This window comes from Streptomyces sp. NPDC029296 (genome assembly GCF_055569255.1).
Genome location: NZ_JBVHXT010000009.1, coordinates 59,796 through 75,680, shown reverse-complemented (window position 1 = coordinate 75,680; position 15,885 = coordinate 59,796). Strand labels below are relative to the sequence as shown.

The window sequence follows — 15,885 nt, the reverse complement described above, 5'->3', positions numbered from 1 at the left end:
GTAGCCGCAGCGTGCCGTCGTAGCCGTACCGGAGGACCTCCCGGCGTCGGACGACGGGCCGTACGTTGGTCCCATGAACGACGTGGGCACCGCGGGTGGCTCGCCCGCCGATCTCGTCGTCACCGGGTGTGCCGTCCTGGTGCACGACGACGCGGAACGGATCGGATTTCGCGAGGACGCCGCGATCGTCGTCCGCGGCCGGGTGATCGACGCGGTCACCACGGCCGCCGCCGCGCGGGACGTGCCGGCCGTGACGCGGATCGAGGCGCCCGGACAGGTCGCGCTGCCCGGTCTGATCAACTGCCACACGCACGCCCCGATGGTGGCCCTGCGAGGGCTCGCCGAGGATCTGCCGACGGAGGAGTGGTTCAACGACGTCGTCTGGCCCGTCGAGACCAACCTCACCGAGCGGGACGTGGAACTGGGGGCGCGGCTCGCCTGCGCCGAGATGATCCGGGGCGGGGTGACCTGCTTCGCCGACCACTACTTCCACATGGACACGGTCGCCGACGTCGTCGCCGAGTGCGGGCTGCGCGCCCACCTCGGCCAGGTGTACTTCTCCGGCCAGGGGCCCCGGGGCCGGGAGGCGTCCCTGGAGTTCGCGCTCCGCCGGCGCGGCGCCGCCGACGGACGTATCACCACCGCTCTCGCCCCGCACGCCCCCTACACCGTCACCGATGCCGACCTCGCCGCCACCGCCGGCCTCGCCCGCGCCCACGGCCTGCCCGTCCACATCCACGCCGCCGAGAACCGCGGCCAGACCGACACCAGCCTCGCCCGGTACGGCCGCACCCCCATCGAGGTCCTGGACCGGGCCGGCCTGCTCGGCACCGACCTGCTCATCGCCCATGGCACCGGCATCCTGGAGCGGGACCTGCCGCTGCTGGAACGCACGGGCGGCCGTACGGCGGTGGCCACCGCGCCGCGCGGCTACCTGAAGTTCGCCTGGCCGACCACCACACCGGTACGGGCCCTGCGCGCGGCCGGGGTCCCCGTCGGCCTGGCCACGGACGGCGCCGCCTCCAACAACTCCCTCGACGTGTGGGAGGCCATGGCGCTGACGTCCCTGGTCCAGAAGTCCGCCGAGGGCGACCCGCGCTGGCTGACCGCCCGTCAGGCCCTGCACCACGCCACCGCGCAGAGCGCCCGCGCGGTCGGCCTCGGGGAACGGATCGGCTCCCTCGCACCCGGCCGGCGCGCCGATCTCGTCCTCGTCGATCTCACCGGCCCGCACACCCAGCCGGTCCACGACCTCGCCGCCACCCTGGTGCACAGCGCCCGCGCGGCCGATGTCCGTACGACGATCGTCGACGGCCGCGTCCTGATGCGGGACCGCGTCCTGCTCACCCTCGACGTGGCGGACGCCGTACGCGAGTTGACGGTCCGGCTGCCCGGACTGGCCGCGCGCGGCCACGGACGGCGCATCCAGGAGTACGACACCTGACCCGGACGCCCGCCGGACCGCGGCGGTCATCGGGGGCCGCCGAGACTGGCCGAAAAACTCCCCCTCCGCGGCGATGAGTTCCGTGTCCGCCGACGGTCAGCACCCCGAACGGACCGTCGGACAGGAGGGCTGGGATGTCGTTTCCGGAGATCGTCTCGCGCGAGCGGTGGCGCGCGGCGCGCGAGGAGTTGCGGCGCAAGGAGGACGCGGTCAGGCGGGCGCGCGAGGCCCTGGGCGCCGAGCGCCGGAAGCTGCCCGTGGTCGAGGTCGACCCGGAGTACGTCTTCGAGGGCGGCGACGGCAAGGCCACTCTCCTCGACCTCTTCGAGGGCCGGGCCCAGCTCGTCGTCCACCACTTCATGTTCGCGCCGGAGTGGGAGACCGGCTGCCCGTGCTGCGCGGCCTTCCTGGACCAGGTCGGCCACCTCGCCCATCTGCGCGCCCGGAACACCGCCTTCGCGGCCGTCTCCCGGGCGCCGTTCACCCGGATCCTGCCGTTCAAGGCGCGGATGGGCTGGGCGGTGCCCTGGTACTCCTCGGCGCACAGCGACTTCAACCGCGACTTCCAGGCCACCGTCGAAACGGACGGCGAGCCGGTGGAACGCCCGGGCGTCAGCTGCTTCCTGCGCGACCACGACCGGGTCTTCCACACCTACTCGCTGTACGACGACGGGCTGGACGTGCTGGGCACCACCGCGGCCCTGCTCGACCTCACCGCGCTCGGCCGCGACCCCGCGGGCAGCGACCGGCTGCGGCTGCACGACGAGTACGACTTCTGACGACCGCCGGCGGGCGTACCGGCGCCGGCACGGAGCGTGCGGTTCGTGTCACCAAGTGAACGGATCCTCACGGTCCGCGCCGAACCGGTGTCGGCAAGGTCTCAGTACGGTCACCGACCGGGGCTTTTCCCTCTCCAGGGCGTTCACTCCTTACACGTACGACGCTTTTGGAGGTGCGAGATGGTGAACGGGCGAACCGTGCTCGAACGCTTTCCCGCCGGTGGTCCGCGCGGCTCCTGGCCGGCGGAGGAGTTCGCCCACGCGCGACGGCTGGAAGGCCTGCCCGCCGAGGTCGTCATGGACCTCGCGACGGACACCTTCCTGGTGATCGTGCGCGGCGCCGGGACGATCGGGTGACGCGGCCGGGCCGGGTTACGCCGGTACCGCCCGCGACCAGTCCGGAGCCGTGCCCGTGACCCGGCACAGGGCCAGGTACAGCGGGATCGGCGGGGTGTACGGGACCGTGCCCGCCGGGCGGTGGATCAGCCGGGCGGAGTCGGTGACCAGGGCGCCCGTCGTGTAGCGGGCCGGGGACGGCCAGGGCAGGGCGTAGTCGGAGTCCGACGGCACGATCCACCACCACTGGGAGCCGTCGGTGTACACGCATCCCACCCGCGGCAGCAGGGGCACGACGAGCGGGCCGAGATGGTCGGGTACGGCCACGGCGTCACAGCCGAGCGGCGCGGTCATGCCGTCCGGCAGCGACAGCGGGTGGCCCGGTTCCGGCTCCGGGGCCGGCCGCCGGCGTCGCAGCCGGACGAGCGTGTCCAGGCCGAGGGTGTCCGGGCCGGGGGTCTTCTCCCGGCCGCCTCCGGCGCCGGATCCGGCGGCGCCCGTCACGGCCGCTCCCCGTGACATCGCTGCTCGGGCGCGCGGCGGGGGTGTTGCTCCGGCGCCGCGCGGTGCTGCCGCCCGGGCTGGACGGGGGTGCCGTCGTACCGCTCGGGGAGCGAGGGTTCGCGGTGCCGCCCCGCCCCCCGGTCCGCCGTGGCCCGCTGGTCCTCGCCGGAGTCGTCCGGGCGGCCCGGCTTGGGGCGGGCGCCCCAGCCCAGGTCGGCACGCGGGCCGGCCGGGTCCCCGGCGGCATCGGCGGTGCGGGGCAGTTCGGCCCAGACCAGCAGGCCGGGGCCGTGCTCCTGGGCGCCCCAGGCCCGGCACAGCGCGTCGACGAGAAGCAACCCCCTCCCGTGCTCCTCGTCGGGACGCTGCGGGGACGGGTGGGGCTCGCCAGGAGCACAGCCCTCGTCTCGGACAGCTATGCGCACCATGTCGTCGTGGTCGTCCAGCTCGCACACGACCCGGCTGCTCGCGGTGTGCACGATGGCGTTGGTGACCAGCTCGGACATGACCAGGGCCGCGCTGTCACAGGTGTCCGCGCAGGCCGACCAGCCGGACAGCCGGGCCCGGGTCAGACGTCTCGCCCGGGCGACGGAAGCCGGGTGGGCGGCCAGCTCGAAGCGGAACCTGCGTCCGGCGGCGCCTCCCTGGAGGGATGCCCCCTCCACCAGGCCCGAACCGGCTCGCGCGGGGATACCCCCCTCGGCCCCACGGCCGGCGGCGGCGTCTGTTCCTAAAGGCGCGGACGGAATCACGTCTGCCACTATCGCCCCGGCGTGGACACTTGGCAAGGGTCACTCTGAAAAATGCAGAGTGTTGTGGACTCTGTCAGGGAGCGTGGCACACTGCTCGCAACAGCACCTCGCGCGGCGCCAATTGAAGTCGTCGGAGATCGGGCCCGGTCTTCGAATGCACCTTCGAATGGCGCCGCAGGGCTGTCGGGAAACTTTCGGTGGAGGCTTTCGGTGGAGGTGGGAGCGTGAGCGAGCCGCGGTCCGCGCCGACGGTGGGCCAGGTGGTCCTCGGCCGGCGCCTGCAGGACCTGCGGGAACGCGCCGGGCTGAAGCGCGAGGAGGCCGCCCGGGTCCTCCACGTCGCCCCCGCCACCGTCCGCCGCATGGAGACGGCGGAGGTCGCCCTCAAAATCCCGTACCTGCAACTGCTGCTGAAGGCCTACGGCGTCCCCGACGACGAGGCCGACGTCTTCGTCCGGCTGGCCGAGGAGGCGAACCGGCCCGGCTGGTGGCAGCGGTTCCACGACATCCTGCCGGGCTGGTTCTCCATGTACGTCAGCCTGGAGGGCGCGGCCTCCCTCATCCGTTCCTACGAGCCGCACTTCGTCCCCGGCCTGCTCCAGACCGAGGACTACGCGCGCGGGGTGCTGAGGTCCGGCGCCATCGGCCAGACCAGCCCGGACGACATCGAACGCCATGTCGCCCTGCGCATGCAGCGCCAGGAGCTGCTGGCCCGGCCCGACGCCCCCCGCTTCTGGGCGGTGATGGACGAGACCGCGCTGCGCCGCCCGGTCGGCGGCCCCGAGGTCATGCGCGCACAGATCGACAAGTTGCTTGAGGCCACGGAGTTGGCCCATGTGACGCTCCAGGTCGCCCCGTTCGTCAACGGGCCGCACCCGGGGACGTACGGGCCCTTCGTGCTGTTCCGATTCGCCGTGTCCGAACTGCCGGACATGGTCTACAGCGAGTACCTGACCGGCGCCGTCTATCTGGACGCGCGCACCGAGGTGGCGACCCACCTGGAGGTCATGGACCGCATGGCGGCGCAGGCCGCCACGGCACAACGCACGAAGGAGATCCTCCGGGATCTCCGCAAGGAGCTGTGAATGGACCGCATCACGCCGCGCGGACGCGTCTACAACGGCATGCCCGCGCGGGAGTTGGGCAGCGAGGGGTGGCACAAACCCTGGAGCGGCGGCAACGGCGGGAACTGCCTGGAGGCGATGAAGCTCTCCGACGGCCGGATCGCCGTACGCCAGTCGACCGATCCGGACGGGCCCGCGCTGATCTACACCATGGACGAGATGACGGCGTTCATAGAGGGCGCCAAGGCGGGGGTGGCCGACTTCCTGCTGTCCTGAACGCACCGGCGGCCCGGCCCGGCGCCCCGCCGAAGTCCCCGGGCCCCCGGCGCGACGTGTCCGTCATGGACCCGACTTGTTCGTGGCGCGCGTCCGGCGCCCGCGGAAACGCCGCATCGGCGGAGCGGTCCCCGGGGGCGCCGAGACCGGCACCGGCGCGCCGCGTCCCGCGCGGTACGGGGCTCACCCCGGCGCAAGCACCTCGCACAACGCCTCCAGTGCCGCCCCATAGGCGTGGTCGGCCGGCGCCGCGTACCCCACCACCAGGCCGTCACCGGCCGCCGCCGTGCTGTCCGGATGCCGGAACGCGGCGAGACCGTCGAGGGCGACACCGCGCCGCGCGGCGGCCTCCACCGCCGGACCTTCCGTGCCGGGCGGCAGCCGCAGCACCGCGTGCAGCCCCGCCGCGATGCCCGTCACCTCGATGTGCGGCGCCCGCTCGGCCAGCGCGGCGACGAGCCGGTCACGCCGGCTCCGGTACCGCTGCCGCATCCGGCGCACGTGGCGGTCGTACGACCCGCCGGCCACGAAGTCCGCGAGCGCCAGCTGGTCCGGCACGCTCGCCCACCCCTCCCGCTCGCCCTTCACCGCCAGCACCGGCTCCACGTACCGCTGCGGCAGGACCATCCAGCCCAGCCGCAGCGCCGGCGACAGGCTCTTGCTGACCGACCCGATGTGGATCACCCGCTCCGGATCGAGCCCCTGGAGCGCGCCGACGGGCCGGCGGTCGTAGCGGAACTCGCCGTCGTAGTCGTCCTCCAGCACCACCGCTTCCCGCGCGCGGGCCCAGTCGATCACCGCCGCCCGGCGCTCCGGGCGCAGCGGTCCACCGGTCGGGAACTGGTGCGCGGGCGTCAGCAGCACGGCCCGCTCCCGCCCGAGCGCCGCCACCCGCGCCCCGTGCTCGTCCAGCGGCAGCGGAACGGTGCGCACACCGGCCGCCGCGAGCAGGTCCCGGTGGAAGCCCAGACCGTACGCCTCCACGCCCAGCGGACCGCGCAGCACCCCGGCCCCGGCCGATCCGCCCGGCGTCTCCCGGCCGAAGAGAAGCCGCAGCGCGTGCGCGAAACCCGAGCAGATCACGATCCGGTCCGGCTCGGCCCGCACCCCACGCGCGCGTGCCAGGTACTCCGCCAGCGCCTCCCGCAGCTCCCGGCGCCCGGCGGGATCACCCGGCCCGAACGCCTCGCTCGGCGCCGCCTGGAGGGCCCGGCGGTACGAGGCGGACCACGCCGCGCGCGGGAAGGCCGACGCGTCCGGTCTGCCCTGCCGCAGATCATGCCGCGGGCCACGCGCACGGGACGGCGCGGGCGCCGGCGCACGCACGGCCCGGCGCGGCGCTCGCGCCCGCTCGGCGACCCGGGTACCGGAACCCTGCCGGGCGGTCAGCCAGCCCTCCGCGACCAGTTCCGCGTACGCGTCGGCCACCGTGTTGCGGGCCACGCCCAGGTCCGCGGCGAGCGACCGGTACGGCGGCAGCCGGGTGCCCGGGGCCAGCCGGCCGCCGCGCACCGCATCCCGCAGCGCCCGGGTCAGCGCGGCCCGCCGGCCGCCCGGCCCGGACAGCTCCAGATGCAGGTCGACGCCGATCCGCTCCGCGGAATTGACCCACGATTCCGTCATGGAAATGCACCCTACAACCGGTCTTTCCGGCGCCTACGGTGGAGCACATGACGACGGACACGAACACCACCAGCACCTTCGACCCCGCCGCCGGAATCGCCGCCGCCGAGGCCGCCCGCACCCGCCTGGACTTCGCGAAGGCCGCGCCGGAGGTCAACCGCGCGATCATCCGCCTCGACGCCGCCGCCCGGCAGGGCCTCGACCCGGCCCTGGTCGAACTGATCCAGATCCGCGCCTCCCATCTCAATCACTGCGCCTACTGCCTGCACATGCACACCAACGACGCCCGCAAGGCCGGTGAGAGCGAGGACCGGCTCCACCTGGTCGCCGTCTGGCGCGAGGCCCGGCACTTCTTCACCCCGAGGGAGCAGGCCGCGCTGGCCCTCACCGAGGCGGTGACCCTGATCGCCGACGGCGGCGTGCCCGACGCCGTCTACGCCGAGGCCGCCGCCCACTTCGAGGAACGGGAACTGGCCCGGGTCCTGTCTCTGATCCTCACCATCAACACGTGGAACCGCGTGGCCCTGGCCACGGCGAAGACGGCGGGCACGGACGAACGCACGGCCTGAGACCCCGGGGCGTGCCCCTGCGCCGGTGGAGTCGGTGATGCCCGTCGGCCGGATGCCCGTCGGCCGGATGCCCGTGGGGCAAGGACGTGTCCGGTGCGGCGGCTGTTCAGACGGTCATCGGCCGGTCCGTGGGCACGATCGGGGCCGGGAGCCGGGAACGCCCCGTCAGATAGCGGTCGACGGCCGCCGCGACCGCCCGGCCCTCCGCTATCGCCCACACGATGAGCGACTGCCCGCGTGCCGCGTCGCCCGCGGCGAACACGCCGGGGACGTTGGTCGCGAAGCCGTCGTCCCGGGCGAGCGTGCCGCGCGGCCCCAACGCCAGCCCCAGCTGCTCGATCAGCCCGTCCTCCCGGTCCGGTCCGGAAAAGCCCAGGGCGAGCAGCACCAGGTCGGCCGGGAGTGCCCGCCCGGTGCCCGGCACCGGAAGCCGCCGCTCGTCGACCTCCACCAGGTGCAGTGACCGCACATTCCCCCTCTCGTCTCCCGTGAAGCGGAGCGTGGACGCCGCGAACAGCCGTGCGTCCGCGTCGGCCGCCGGCGCCGTCCGCAGCTCCCGCGCCTCCTCGTGCGCGGCCGACAGCCGGTAGATCTTCGGGTAGGTCGGCCACGGTTCGGTGTCCTCGTCGCGTTCCGCACCCGGCTGGGCGTAGATGTCCAGCTGGGTGACGGACGCGGCGCCCTCGCGCACCGCCGTGCCCAGGCAGTCCGCCCCGGTGTCACCGCCGCCGACGATCACCACGTGCTTGCCGGCGGCCGACAGCGGCGAGACCTCCAGATCCCCCTCGCGCACCCGGTTCGACAGCGGCAGATACTCCATCGCCTGGTGTATCCCGTGCAACTCCCGGCCCGGCACCGGAAGTTCCCGCCACGCCGTGGCACCCGTGGCGATCACCACCGCGTCGTACCGGCTCCGCAGCTCGTCCGCCGGGACGTCCCGGCCGACCGCCGTAGAGGTACGGAACTTCGTCCCCTCGGCCAGCATCTGCCCGATCCGCCGCTCCAGATGCCGCTTCTCCATCTTGAACTCGGGGATGCCGTACCGCATCAGTCCGCCGACCCGGTCGTCCTTCTCGTACACCGCGACCGTGTGCCCGGCCCGGGTCAGCTGCTGCGCCGCGGCCAGCCCGGTGGGCCCGGAGCCGACGACGGCCACCGTCTTCCCGGACAGCCGCTCGGGCGGCCGGGCCGAAGTGAAACCCTCCTCCCACGCCCGGTCGGCGATCGCGCACTCGACGTTCTTGATGGTGACGGCGGGCTGGTTGATCGCCAGCACACACCCCGCCTCGCACGGCGCCGGGCACAACCGGCCGGTGAACTCCGGGAAGTTGTTGGTGGCGTGCAGCCGGTCGCTCGCCGCCCGCCAGTCCTCCCGCGCGACCAGGTCGTTCCACTCGGGGATGAGGTTCCCGAGCGGGCAGGCCTGGTGGCAGAACGGGATGCCGCAGTCCATGCAGCGGTCGGCCTGCTCGCTGATGACGGGCAGCAGCGCTCCGGGGACGTACACCTCGTCCCAGTCCCGCACCCGCTCCTCGACGGGCCGCCGCGGCCACTCCTGGCGTGGCGTGGTCATGAACCCCTTGGGATCGGCCATGGCGTCTTCCTCGCGTACGGGGCACCACAGGCGCCGGGTGTACGAAGGTCCGTGCGTCATCGGGCAGCACTCTTCCGGCCACGATACGTCCCCCGGGTCGCCCGCGCAGAGCGGCGGACAGCGCTTTCTGTACGACCCTGCCGACGAACACGACCAGCAGAACGGGCCACACGACGGCCACGCCGACCACTTCCTTCCCCACGCCACCCTCCTCGTGCGACAGCGCCGCTCCCTCACGGCTCCCTCCTCCGCCCACGTCCTCGCGACCCCGGTCTTCCGTCACCTCCTCCCCGGCCCGCGTCGCCGCCGACCTCGGCCTCCCCGCCGCGGCACGCTCCGGGCGGCCGGCGTGATCCGGTGCCGTGCCTCGTGCCGCGGCACCCCGCGCGTCAGCAGCCGGTCGTACGACGCGTCCGCACGCCGTACGCCCGCCACGCCCGCCGAGTTCACCGCCCCCTCGGTCACCGGCCCCTTCGGCCAATGGCAAGCCGCGCGGACGGTGCCCGGGTCCGGCCCCTCTCGCCGCTCCGCCGGGCCACCCGGCATCATGGGGGCCGTGCGACTCGAAGCGATCACCTGGGACCGGTTGGCCGAGCGGTTGGCCGATCGGCTGGCCGACGCGGCGCCGGCCGGCCCGGGGACCTGGTCGCGCGCCGGCATCGACGGCGCCCCGGCCGCTCGGCCGGGAGACCTCGCCACGCGTGTCGGCGAGGCGCTGCGCGTACGCGGCCGTGCCTCCCTCGTCGTCGGCACCGAGGGGTTCCTGCGCCCGGCCTCGCTGCGCCTGGAGCACGGCCGGCGGGACGCGGAGTCGTACTACAGCGGCTGGTACGACACGGGCGCCCTGTGGCGGGAGGTCTTCGGCCCGCTGGAGCCCGGGGGCAGCGGGCGGATCCTGCCCGACCTGTGGGACCCGGCCACCGACCGGGCCACGCGCAGCCCCTACGTCCACCTCCCGCCCGGCGGGATCCTGCTGCTCCACGGACCCCTCCTGCTGCGTCACTGGTTCCCCTTCGACCTGACCGTGCACCTCCTCCTCTCGCCGGGAGCCCTGCGCCGCCGCACGCCCGAGGCCGACCACTGGACCCTCCCCGCCTTCGAGCGCTACGAGGCCGAAGCCGACCCGGCCGGCACGGCGGACGTCCTGGTCCGCGCCGACGACCCGCGCCACCCCGCCTGGAGCGGCTGATCCGGGCCGCCGTTCCCGGGTCCGCCCGGTGATCCGGCCGGCCCGCACGCACGGGGCCGGGAACCCGCCCGACGCTCAGAGCCAGCCGTTGCGCCGGAAGCCCCGGTACAGCAGCAGGCAGCCTGCCGCCATCACGGCCATGACCAGCGGGTAGCCGAACCGCCACCGCAGCTCCGGCATGTGGTCGAAGTTCATGCCGTACACCCCGCACACCATCGTCGGCACGGCGATCACCGCGGCCCAGGCCGTGATCTTCCGCATGTCCTCGTTCTGCGCGACGGTCACCTGCGCCAGATGCGCCTGGAGGATGGAGTTGAGCAGTTCGTCGAACGCGGCGATCTGATCCCTGGCCCGGATCAGATGGTCGAGCACGTCCCGGAAGTACGCCTGTATCTCCGGGTCGACGACCCGGAGGGGCCGGGTCGCCAGATCCTCCACCGGACGGCCCAGCGGCACCACCGCCCGTTTCAGCTCCAGCAGTTCGCGTTTCATCTGGTAGATGCGGCCGGGGTCGAGCCGCGCGCCGTTCTCCGAGAACACCTCCGTCTCGACCTGGTCGATGTCGCCCTGCACCGCGTCCGTGACGTTCAGGTACTCGTCCACCACATGGTCGGCGATCGCGTGCAGCACCGCCGCCGGCCCTTTGGCGAGCTGCCGCGGATCCGTCTCCAGCTCCTCGCGCAGCGGACCGAGCGAGCCGTGCCGGCCGTGCCGCACCGTGATCACGAAGTCCCTGCCGGCGAACACCATGATCTCGCCGGTGTCCACCACCTCGCTGGTCGCCGTCAGCCGTTCGTGCTCCACATAACAGACGGTCTTGAACACCGCGAAGAGCGTGTCCCCGTAGTGCTCCAGCTTCGGCCGCTGATGCGCCTCGACCGCGTCCTCCACCGCCAGCGGATGCAGGTCGAACAGGTCGGCGACACCGGCGAACTCACGCTCCGTCGGCTCGTGCAGCCCGAGCCAGACGAAACCCTCGCCCGACTTGCGCACCAGCCGCACGGCGTCCACCAGATCGGCGCTCCCGGCGACGCGCACGCCGTCCTGATACGTCACGCAGTTCACCACCGAGGAACCCAGGGGCGATCTGGCGGGATGGCTCAGGTCCACGCGCGGCCGGCGCCGGGCCAGCCGCGCCACCTTGCGCAGGCCGCCGACCCTGTCCAGCCCCGTGACCTTCCGCAGATTCCCTGCCATGGACATCTGGATCTCCTCGCGTGGATCTCCGAGCTCAACGCTTGCCGCGCCCTGCTCCGCAAGTCTGCCAGTCCCGGGCACAGCGTGTGCGGGCCTGTGGGAACGGGGAGTTCCGCTTTGTTCCCGCCTGTGGACAACGGCCGGTCGTGCTCGTCGGCGCGGGCGGCTGGAAGGATCGCAGGCATGACGCCATCCGCCGGTTACCTCCCGGACAACCGGCGGAACGAGGCCCGCCCGCACCGCCCTGGAGGCCGCGACGGTCCGTCAGGTCCGCGGCCGGCTGGTCGCCGCGGGCCTCGCCACCGACGCGGAGATCGACCGGCACCCGGCCGACGTGGAGTCCGGCGCCATGGACCTGGCCACCGCCCCGATGATCTCGGCCCGGGGCTGCAAGGCACAGCTGCCCGTAGCGGGGGAACAACAGGGAAACCGTGCCCGGCGGCATCCGCCCTAGCCTTCGCCGTCCCGGTGCGGTGGTCTGCCGCCGATCCGTCGGACCGCCTCCGCGCCCGCCCGGCAACCCCGTGCCGCCGCCGCTTCCGGGGCCGCCCCCGCCAGGAGCGCGGCGAGGAACGCTCCGGTGAAGGCGTCACCCGCGCCCGTGGTGTCCCGGGGCGCCACCGGCACGGCCGCAACCCGGGTCGGCACGGCGCCGCGCCGGGCCACCAGCGCCCCGTCCGCCCCCGTCTTGAGCACCACCAACGGCACGAGGCGGCACAGTTCGGCCGCCGCGTCCGCCGGATCCGGCAGCCCGGTCAGCACGTACGCCTCGTCCCGGCTGGGCAGCAGCACGTCCAGCCCCTGCGCGAACGCCAGGAAGTGGTCCACCCCCGACTCGGCGAGGAAACCGGCCGACGCCGGGTCCAGGCTGACCGGCACCCCCCGCGCGCGAGCCGCCGCGAGCGCCGTTGCGGCCAGCGCCCGGCTCGACTCCGTGAACAGCAGATAGCCCGACAGATGCAACCGGCCCACCCCGTCGAGCAACGCGTCCGACCAGTCGGCGGGACCCAGCCGCAGGGACGCCCCACTGTCCGTCAGGAACGTCCGCTCGGCCGCCGCTCCGCCGTCGACGAGGCAGATCACCGTCCCGGTCGCCGCCTGCGCGTCCACCACCAGCCGGGGCCGCACCCCGGCCGCGACCAGCTCCCGCTCGTGCCACGCCACGGAGTCCGCGCCGACCCGCCCCAGCAGCCGTACGTCCGCCCCGCCCGTGTACGCCGCCCAGCACGCCACGTTGGCGCCCGCGCCACCCGGCAGCGTCCGGATCACGGCGGCCGTGTCGGTGCCGGACGCGAGCGGCCCGCGGTGCCGGGCGACCACGTCGGTGACCACGTCCCCGACGACCAGCAGTGCTCCGTTCCGCCCCGCGCTCACCCCCTGGCCCATGCCGTGGCGATCCGCGCCGCCAGCCGCACGTTGCCGCGCACCGCCGCCAGGTTGGCGCGCAGCGAGGCACCGTCGGTGTGCCGGACCAGGTAGTCCAGCAGGAACGGTGTCACCGCCTGCCCGGTGACGCCCCGCTCCGCGCAGGCGCGCAGCGCCTCGGCGAGCACGCGCGCGTGCAGAACGGGATCGAGCTGTTCCGCCTCCGGTACGGGATGGGCGACGATCAGCGCCGACTCCGCCGCGCCCAGCGCGTCCTGGGCACGCATGGCGGCGGCGACCTCCTCCGGGGCGTCCAGCGTCCAGTCGACGGGATGTCCCGAGTCGGCCAGGTAGAAGCCGGGGAACCGGTCCGTGCCGTACCCGGCGACGGCCACGCCCAGCGTCTCCAGCCGTTGCAGCGTCGCCGGCACGTCCAGGATCGACTTCACGCCCGCGCACACCACCGTGATCCGGGTCCGCGCCAGCAGCCCCAGATCGGCCGACTCGTCCTGGGTCACCGTCCATTCCCGGTGCACACCGCCCAGCCCGCCGGTGGCGAACACCCGGATGCCCGCCAGCGCGGCCAGCCGCGCCGTCGCCGACACGGTCGTCGCCCCGCTCGCCCCCGCCGCCACGGCGAGCGGCAGGTCGCGGTGGCCCAGCTTGCGTATGTCCTCGTTCGCGACCCGTTCCAGCTCCTCCTGGCCCAGACCGACCCGGGGCCGCCCGTCGAGCACGGCGATCGTCGCGGGCACGGCACCCTCCCGCCGTACCGCCTCCTCCAGTTCGAGCGCCACCCGAAGATTGCGCGGGCGGGGAAGGCCGTGCGCGATGATCGTGGACTCCAGAGCCACCACCGGCCGCCGTGCGCCGATCGCCTCCCGGACCTCTTCCGACACCACCAGCACCATGTGCCCGCCTCCTGTCCGCCGGTCCTTCCTCATCTCTGGCGGGCGCCGGCCACGGCTAAACGCTTGTGGGCCGTGGGGGAGGCCAGCAGCCTGGGTCCTATGACGACAAACAGCACGCGTCTCGACCACGTGGTCCTGTGGGTGGCCGACCCGGTCGCCGCGGCCGCCTTCTACGCGTCGGCCGTCGGCCTGGAACCGGTCGGGGTCGCCGAGTACGCCGAGGGGAAGGTGTCCTTCCCCTCCGTACGCGTCAACGAGGAGACCCTCCTCGACCTCGCCCCGCACAGCCTCGCCGCACGGATGAGGATGCTGCCCGGCTCGGCCGACAGCGCGGGCCACCCGGTCAACCACGTCTGCCTGGCCCTGCCGGCCGACGGCTTCGACGCCCTGCGCGCCCGCTTGGAGGAACACGGCGTCCCCGTGTCCGGCATCGACGCCGGCCTGTCGGGCGCCCGCGGCGACGCCACGCGCAGCTTCTACTTCCGCGACCCCGACGGCAACGTCTTCGAGGCCCGGCACTACGACTAGCCGGGTCCGGGGCGGCGCCGCGCACGCCCCGCAGGGCCGCGCCGCGTGCGGTGCCTACGCCGTGGGCGGTGCGGCCGGTCAGAACAGCGGCTCCGGCAGCACACCCTCCAGGGCGAGCAGCCTCCGCTTGGTCTCCAGCCCGCCCCCGAAGCCGCCGATGCCGCCGTCGCTCTCCACCACCCGGTGGCACGGCACCACCACCGGCAGCGGATTGGACCCCATCGCCACGCCCACCGCCTGAGCCCCGCCGGGCTGCCCGACCCGCCCCGCCAGATCGCCGTACCCGACCACGCTGCCGTACGGCACACCGGCCGCCAGCTCGCGCAGCACCTGCCGGTTGAACCCGGAGATCAGCGACCAGTCCAGCGCGAGGTCGAAGTCGTGCCGCTCGCCCGCGAAATACGCCCGCAGCTGCTCTGTCGCCTCCGCCAGCAGCGGGGAGTCCGGATCCTCCACGGGGCGGCCGCCCAGCCGGGCGGCCAGCCGCTCCAGCGCCCGGTCACGCACCGCGTCCGAGGCGTGGAAGACCACGTTGACCAGGCCGTCCCTGGTCGCCGCCAGCATCAGTGGGCCGATGTCCGTGCCGATCACGGCCCACACGACCCGCTGCTCGTCCTGCCCAAGGCTGTCCATGCGCCCACGGTACGGCCCGCCACCGACAACGCCGGCCCGTTCAGTCCGATTCGAGGGCGGCGCGCACCACGTCCGGCTTGTTCGTGATGATCCCGTCGACCCCGTAACCGGCGACCCGGCGGGCGGTGGCCGCGTCGTCCACCGTCCAGGCGAACACCCCGAGCGGCCGGCCGTGCGGCCCGTCGAAGCCGTGCACCACCGAGACGTACTCGCGGGTGAGCGATCCGTGCGCGGGGTTGACCAGGTCCGTGAAGTTGGCGAGCCGGTCCAGTTCCGTCACGGCCGGCGTGCCCAGACAGGCGGTGGTGACCGCCGGCTTCAGCTCGTGGACGGCCCGCACGCTGCCGGCGCCGAAGCTCTGCACGACCAGCCGGTCCCGGTGCCGGCCGTCCAGCCAGCCCTCGTTGGCGAGGAGCTTCAGTGTCTGCTGCTCGATCCCCGGGTACAGCTCCGGATTCTTGATCTCCAGGAGCAGCTTCTGGTGATTGTGCTCGATCCGGCGCATGTACTGCCCCAGCGTCGGCACGCGCACGCCCGCGTACGCCGGGGAGAACCAGCTGCCCGCGTCCAGCCGGGCGATCTCGGCGGCGGTGAAGTCCCGCACCTTCCACGGGGCCCGGTCCGGGAAGACGTCCTCGACGTCGGTGGTGCGCTGGAGACTGTCGTCGTGGAGGACCACCAGCTCTCCGTCCCTGGTGCGCTGGACGTCGTTCTCGACCCAGGAGAAGCCCAGCTCGGCGGCCTTGTCGATGGCGGCCAGCGTGTTCTCGGGCGCGTAGGCGGAGGCACCCCGGTGAGCGATGACGGAGGGCCTGCCCGTGCCGCCCGCCCGGGCGTCGGAGCCGGGGCCCAGCAGGACCGCCGTCGTTCCCAGGGCCGCGGCGACCGCGCCGGCGACTACGCGCGCGTACATCCGTACTCCTCCCGTCCGGGGGACACCGACAGCACCAGATTGACAGCCGGGCGGCAACGGCGCCCGGACGCACGATGGCCACAAACCGAAGGGAGACGTTCCGACTCCGCACACCGGTGACGCACATCTGCGGCAAGGGCGTGTTTCTTTGCCGGAAAGTCGTTCGACCATTCCGGTGGGAGTCATACTCTCTGCGACACCCTGACCG

General features: G+C 73.8%; 18 protein-coding genes and 1 pseudogene. 9 read left to right on the top strand and 10 right to left on the bottom strand.

All coding sequences use genetic code 11. The features are described from left to right. The first annotated feature begins 73 nt into the window (after positions 1–73). The 3 genes from ACZ4W9_RS10190 to ACZ4W9_RS10180 all read left to right on the top strand — a co-directional run bounded on the left by ACZ4W9_RS10190 (position 74) and on the right by ACZ4W9_RS10180 (position 2,580). Positions 74–1,444, top strand: coding sequence for an amidohydrolase (locus ACZ4W9_RS10190; RefSeq protein WP_467934539.1), 1,371 nt, complete (start codon positions 74–76; stop codon positions 1,442–1,444). Between the two features lie 134 nt (positions 1,445–1,578). Beyond that, positions 1,579–2,223 carry a DUF899 domain-containing protein gene (locus tag ACZ4W9_RS10185; protein WP_467934537.1) on the top strand — a complete coding sequence of 215 codons (645 nt, stop codon included), beginning with the start codon at positions 1,579–1,581 and terminating at the stop codon, positions 2,221–2,223. A 180-nt stretch (positions 2,224–2,403) separates the two neighbouring features. After that, positions 2,404–2,580 (top strand): hypothetical protein, encoded by a 177-nt coding sequence (locus tag ACZ4W9_RS10180; RefSeq protein WP_467934536.1) that lies wholly within the window; start codon positions 2,404–2,406, stop codon positions 2,578–2,580. A gap of 15 nt (positions 2,581–2,595) precedes the next feature. On the opposite strand, the gene ACZ4W9_RS10175 is transcribed toward ACZ4W9_RS10180, so the two are convergent. Both ACZ4W9_RS10175 and ACZ4W9_RS10170 read right to left on the bottom strand, forming a co-directional pair. Then, positions 2,596–3,063, bottom strand: a complete 468-nt coding sequence (locus ACZ4W9_RS10175) for a hypothetical protein (RefSeq protein ID WP_467934535.1) — start codon at positions 3,061–3,063, stop codon at positions 2,596–2,598. Then, on the bottom strand, positions 3,060–3,851 hold the full coding sequence (locus ACZ4W9_RS10170) for an ATP-binding protein (protein WP_467934533.1): 792 nt from the start codon (positions 3,849–3,851) through the stop codon (positions 3,060–3,062). The genes ACZ4W9_RS10175 and ACZ4W9_RS10170 overlap by 4 nt, the downstream gene beginning before the upstream one ends. A 188-nt stretch (positions 3,852–4,039) precedes the next feature. Here ACZ4W9_RS10170 and ACZ4W9_RS10165 point away from each other — a divergent pair, with 188 nt between their 5' ends. Next, positions 4,040–4,900, top strand: coding sequence for a helix-turn-helix domain-containing protein (locus ACZ4W9_RS10165; protein WP_467934532.1), 861 nt, complete (start codon positions 4,040–4,042; stop codon positions 4,898–4,900). After that, positions 4,901–5,155: a DUF397 domain-containing protein gene (locus ACZ4W9_RS10160; RefSeq protein WP_467934531.1), complete on the top strand. Its 255-nt coding sequence runs from the start codon at positions 4,901–4,903 to the stop codon at positions 5,153–5,155. Between the two features lie 183 nt (positions 5,156–5,338). On the opposite strand, the gene pdxR is transcribed toward ACZ4W9_RS10160, so the two are convergent. Next, positions 5,339–6,778 carry a MocR-like pyridoxine biosynthesis transcription factor PdxR gene (gene pdxR / locus ACZ4W9_RS10155; protein WP_467934529.1) on the bottom strand — a complete coding sequence of 480 codons (1,440 nt, stop codon included), beginning with the start codon at positions 6,776–6,778 and terminating at the stop codon, positions 5,339–5,341. Positions 6,779–6,825: 47 nt separating this feature from the next. Here pdxR and ACZ4W9_RS10150 point away from each other — a divergent pair, with 47 nt between their 5' ends. After that, complete coding sequence (locus ACZ4W9_RS10150) at positions 6,826–7,347, top strand: carboxymuconolactone decarboxylase family protein (protein ID WP_467934528.1); 522 nt, start codon at positions 6,826–6,828, stop codon at positions 7,345–7,347. 106 nt (positions 7,348–7,453) lie between these two features. Here ACZ4W9_RS10150 and ACZ4W9_RS10145 read toward each other — a convergent pair whose 3' ends face one another. Both ACZ4W9_RS10145 and ACZ4W9_RS10140 read right to left on the bottom strand, forming a co-directional pair. Then, a complete protein-coding gene (locus ACZ4W9_RS10145) occupies positions 7,454–8,941 on the bottom strand; it encodes a glutamate synthase subunit beta (protein ID WP_467934527.1) in 1,488 nt (495 codons plus the stop codon). A 279-nt stretch (positions 8,942–9,220) separates the two neighbouring features. Further along, the gene (locus tag ACZ4W9_RS10140) at positions 9,221–9,487 is read right to left on the bottom strand and encodes a DUF2293 domain-containing protein (RefSeq protein ID WP_467934695.1); all 267 of its coding nucleotides are present in this window, start codon (positions 9,485–9,487) and stop codon (positions 9,221–9,223) included. Positions 9,488–9,497: 10 nt separating this feature from the next. Between ACZ4W9_RS10140 and ACZ4W9_RS10135 the strand changes: the two genes are divergently transcribed. Beyond that, the gene (locus tag ACZ4W9_RS10135) at positions 9,498–10,130 is read left to right on the top strand and encodes a nucleoside/nucleotide kinase family protein (RefSeq protein WP_467934525.1); all 633 of its coding nucleotides are present in this window, start codon (positions 9,498–9,500) and stop codon (positions 10,128–10,130) included. A 75-nt stretch (positions 10,131–10,205) separates the two neighbouring features. Here ACZ4W9_RS10135 and ACZ4W9_RS10130 read toward each other — a convergent pair whose 3' ends face one another. Continuing rightward, positions 10,206–11,333 carry a magnesium and cobalt transport protein CorA gene (locus ACZ4W9_RS10130; protein ID WP_467934524.1) on the bottom strand — a complete coding sequence of 376 codons (1,128 nt, stop codon included), beginning with the start codon at positions 11,331–11,333 and terminating at the stop codon, positions 10,206–10,208. Positions 11,334–11,550: 217 nt separating this feature from the next. Here ACZ4W9_RS10130 and ACZ4W9_RS10125 point away from each other — a divergent pair. Next, a pseudogene (locus ACZ4W9_RS10125) lies at positions 11,551–11,781 on the top strand (hypothetical protein); the annotation flags it as partial. Here ACZ4W9_RS10125 and ACZ4W9_RS10120 read toward each other — a convergent pair. Then, entirely contained in the window at positions 11,778–12,713 is a 936-nt protein-coding gene (locus tag ACZ4W9_RS10120) for a carbohydrate kinase family protein (protein WP_467934523.1), read from the bottom strand. The pseudogene ACZ4W9_RS10125 and the gene ACZ4W9_RS10120 sit on opposite strands and share 4 nt — an antisense overlap. Beyond that, the gene (locus tag ACZ4W9_RS10115; protein ID WP_467934521.1) at positions 12,698–13,603 is read right to left on the bottom strand and encodes a pseudouridine-5'-phosphate glycosidase; all 906 of its coding nucleotides are present in this window, start codon (positions 13,601–13,603) and stop codon (positions 12,698–12,700) included. Before ACZ4W9_RS10115 ends, ACZ4W9_RS10120 begins: the two co-directional genes overlap by 16 nt. 99 nt (positions 13,604–13,702) lie before the next feature. Here ACZ4W9_RS10115 and ACZ4W9_RS10110 point away from each other — a divergent pair, with 99 nt between their 5' ends. After that, on the top strand, positions 13,703–14,131 hold the full coding sequence (locus tag ACZ4W9_RS10110; RefSeq protein ID WP_467934520.1) for a VOC family protein: 429 nt from the start codon (positions 13,703–13,705) through the stop codon (positions 14,129–14,131). Positions 14,132–14,209: 78 nt separating this feature from the next. On the opposite strand, the gene ACZ4W9_RS10105 is transcribed toward ACZ4W9_RS10110, so the two are convergent. Both ACZ4W9_RS10105 and ACZ4W9_RS10100 read right to left on the bottom strand, forming a co-directional pair. Beyond that, positions 14,210–14,764 (bottom strand): methylated-DNA--[protein]-cysteine S-methyltransferase, encoded by a 555-nt coding sequence (locus ACZ4W9_RS10105; protein ID WP_467934518.1) that lies wholly within the window; start codon positions 14,762–14,764, stop codon positions 14,210–14,212. A 40-nt stretch (positions 14,765–14,804) separates the two neighbouring features. Further along, positions 14,805–15,677, bottom strand: a complete 873-nt coding sequence (locus tag ACZ4W9_RS10100; RefSeq protein ID WP_467934517.1) for a glycerophosphodiester phosphodiesterase — start codon at positions 15,675–15,677, stop codon at positions 14,805–14,807. Positions 15,678–15,885 lie beyond the last annotated feature (208 nt).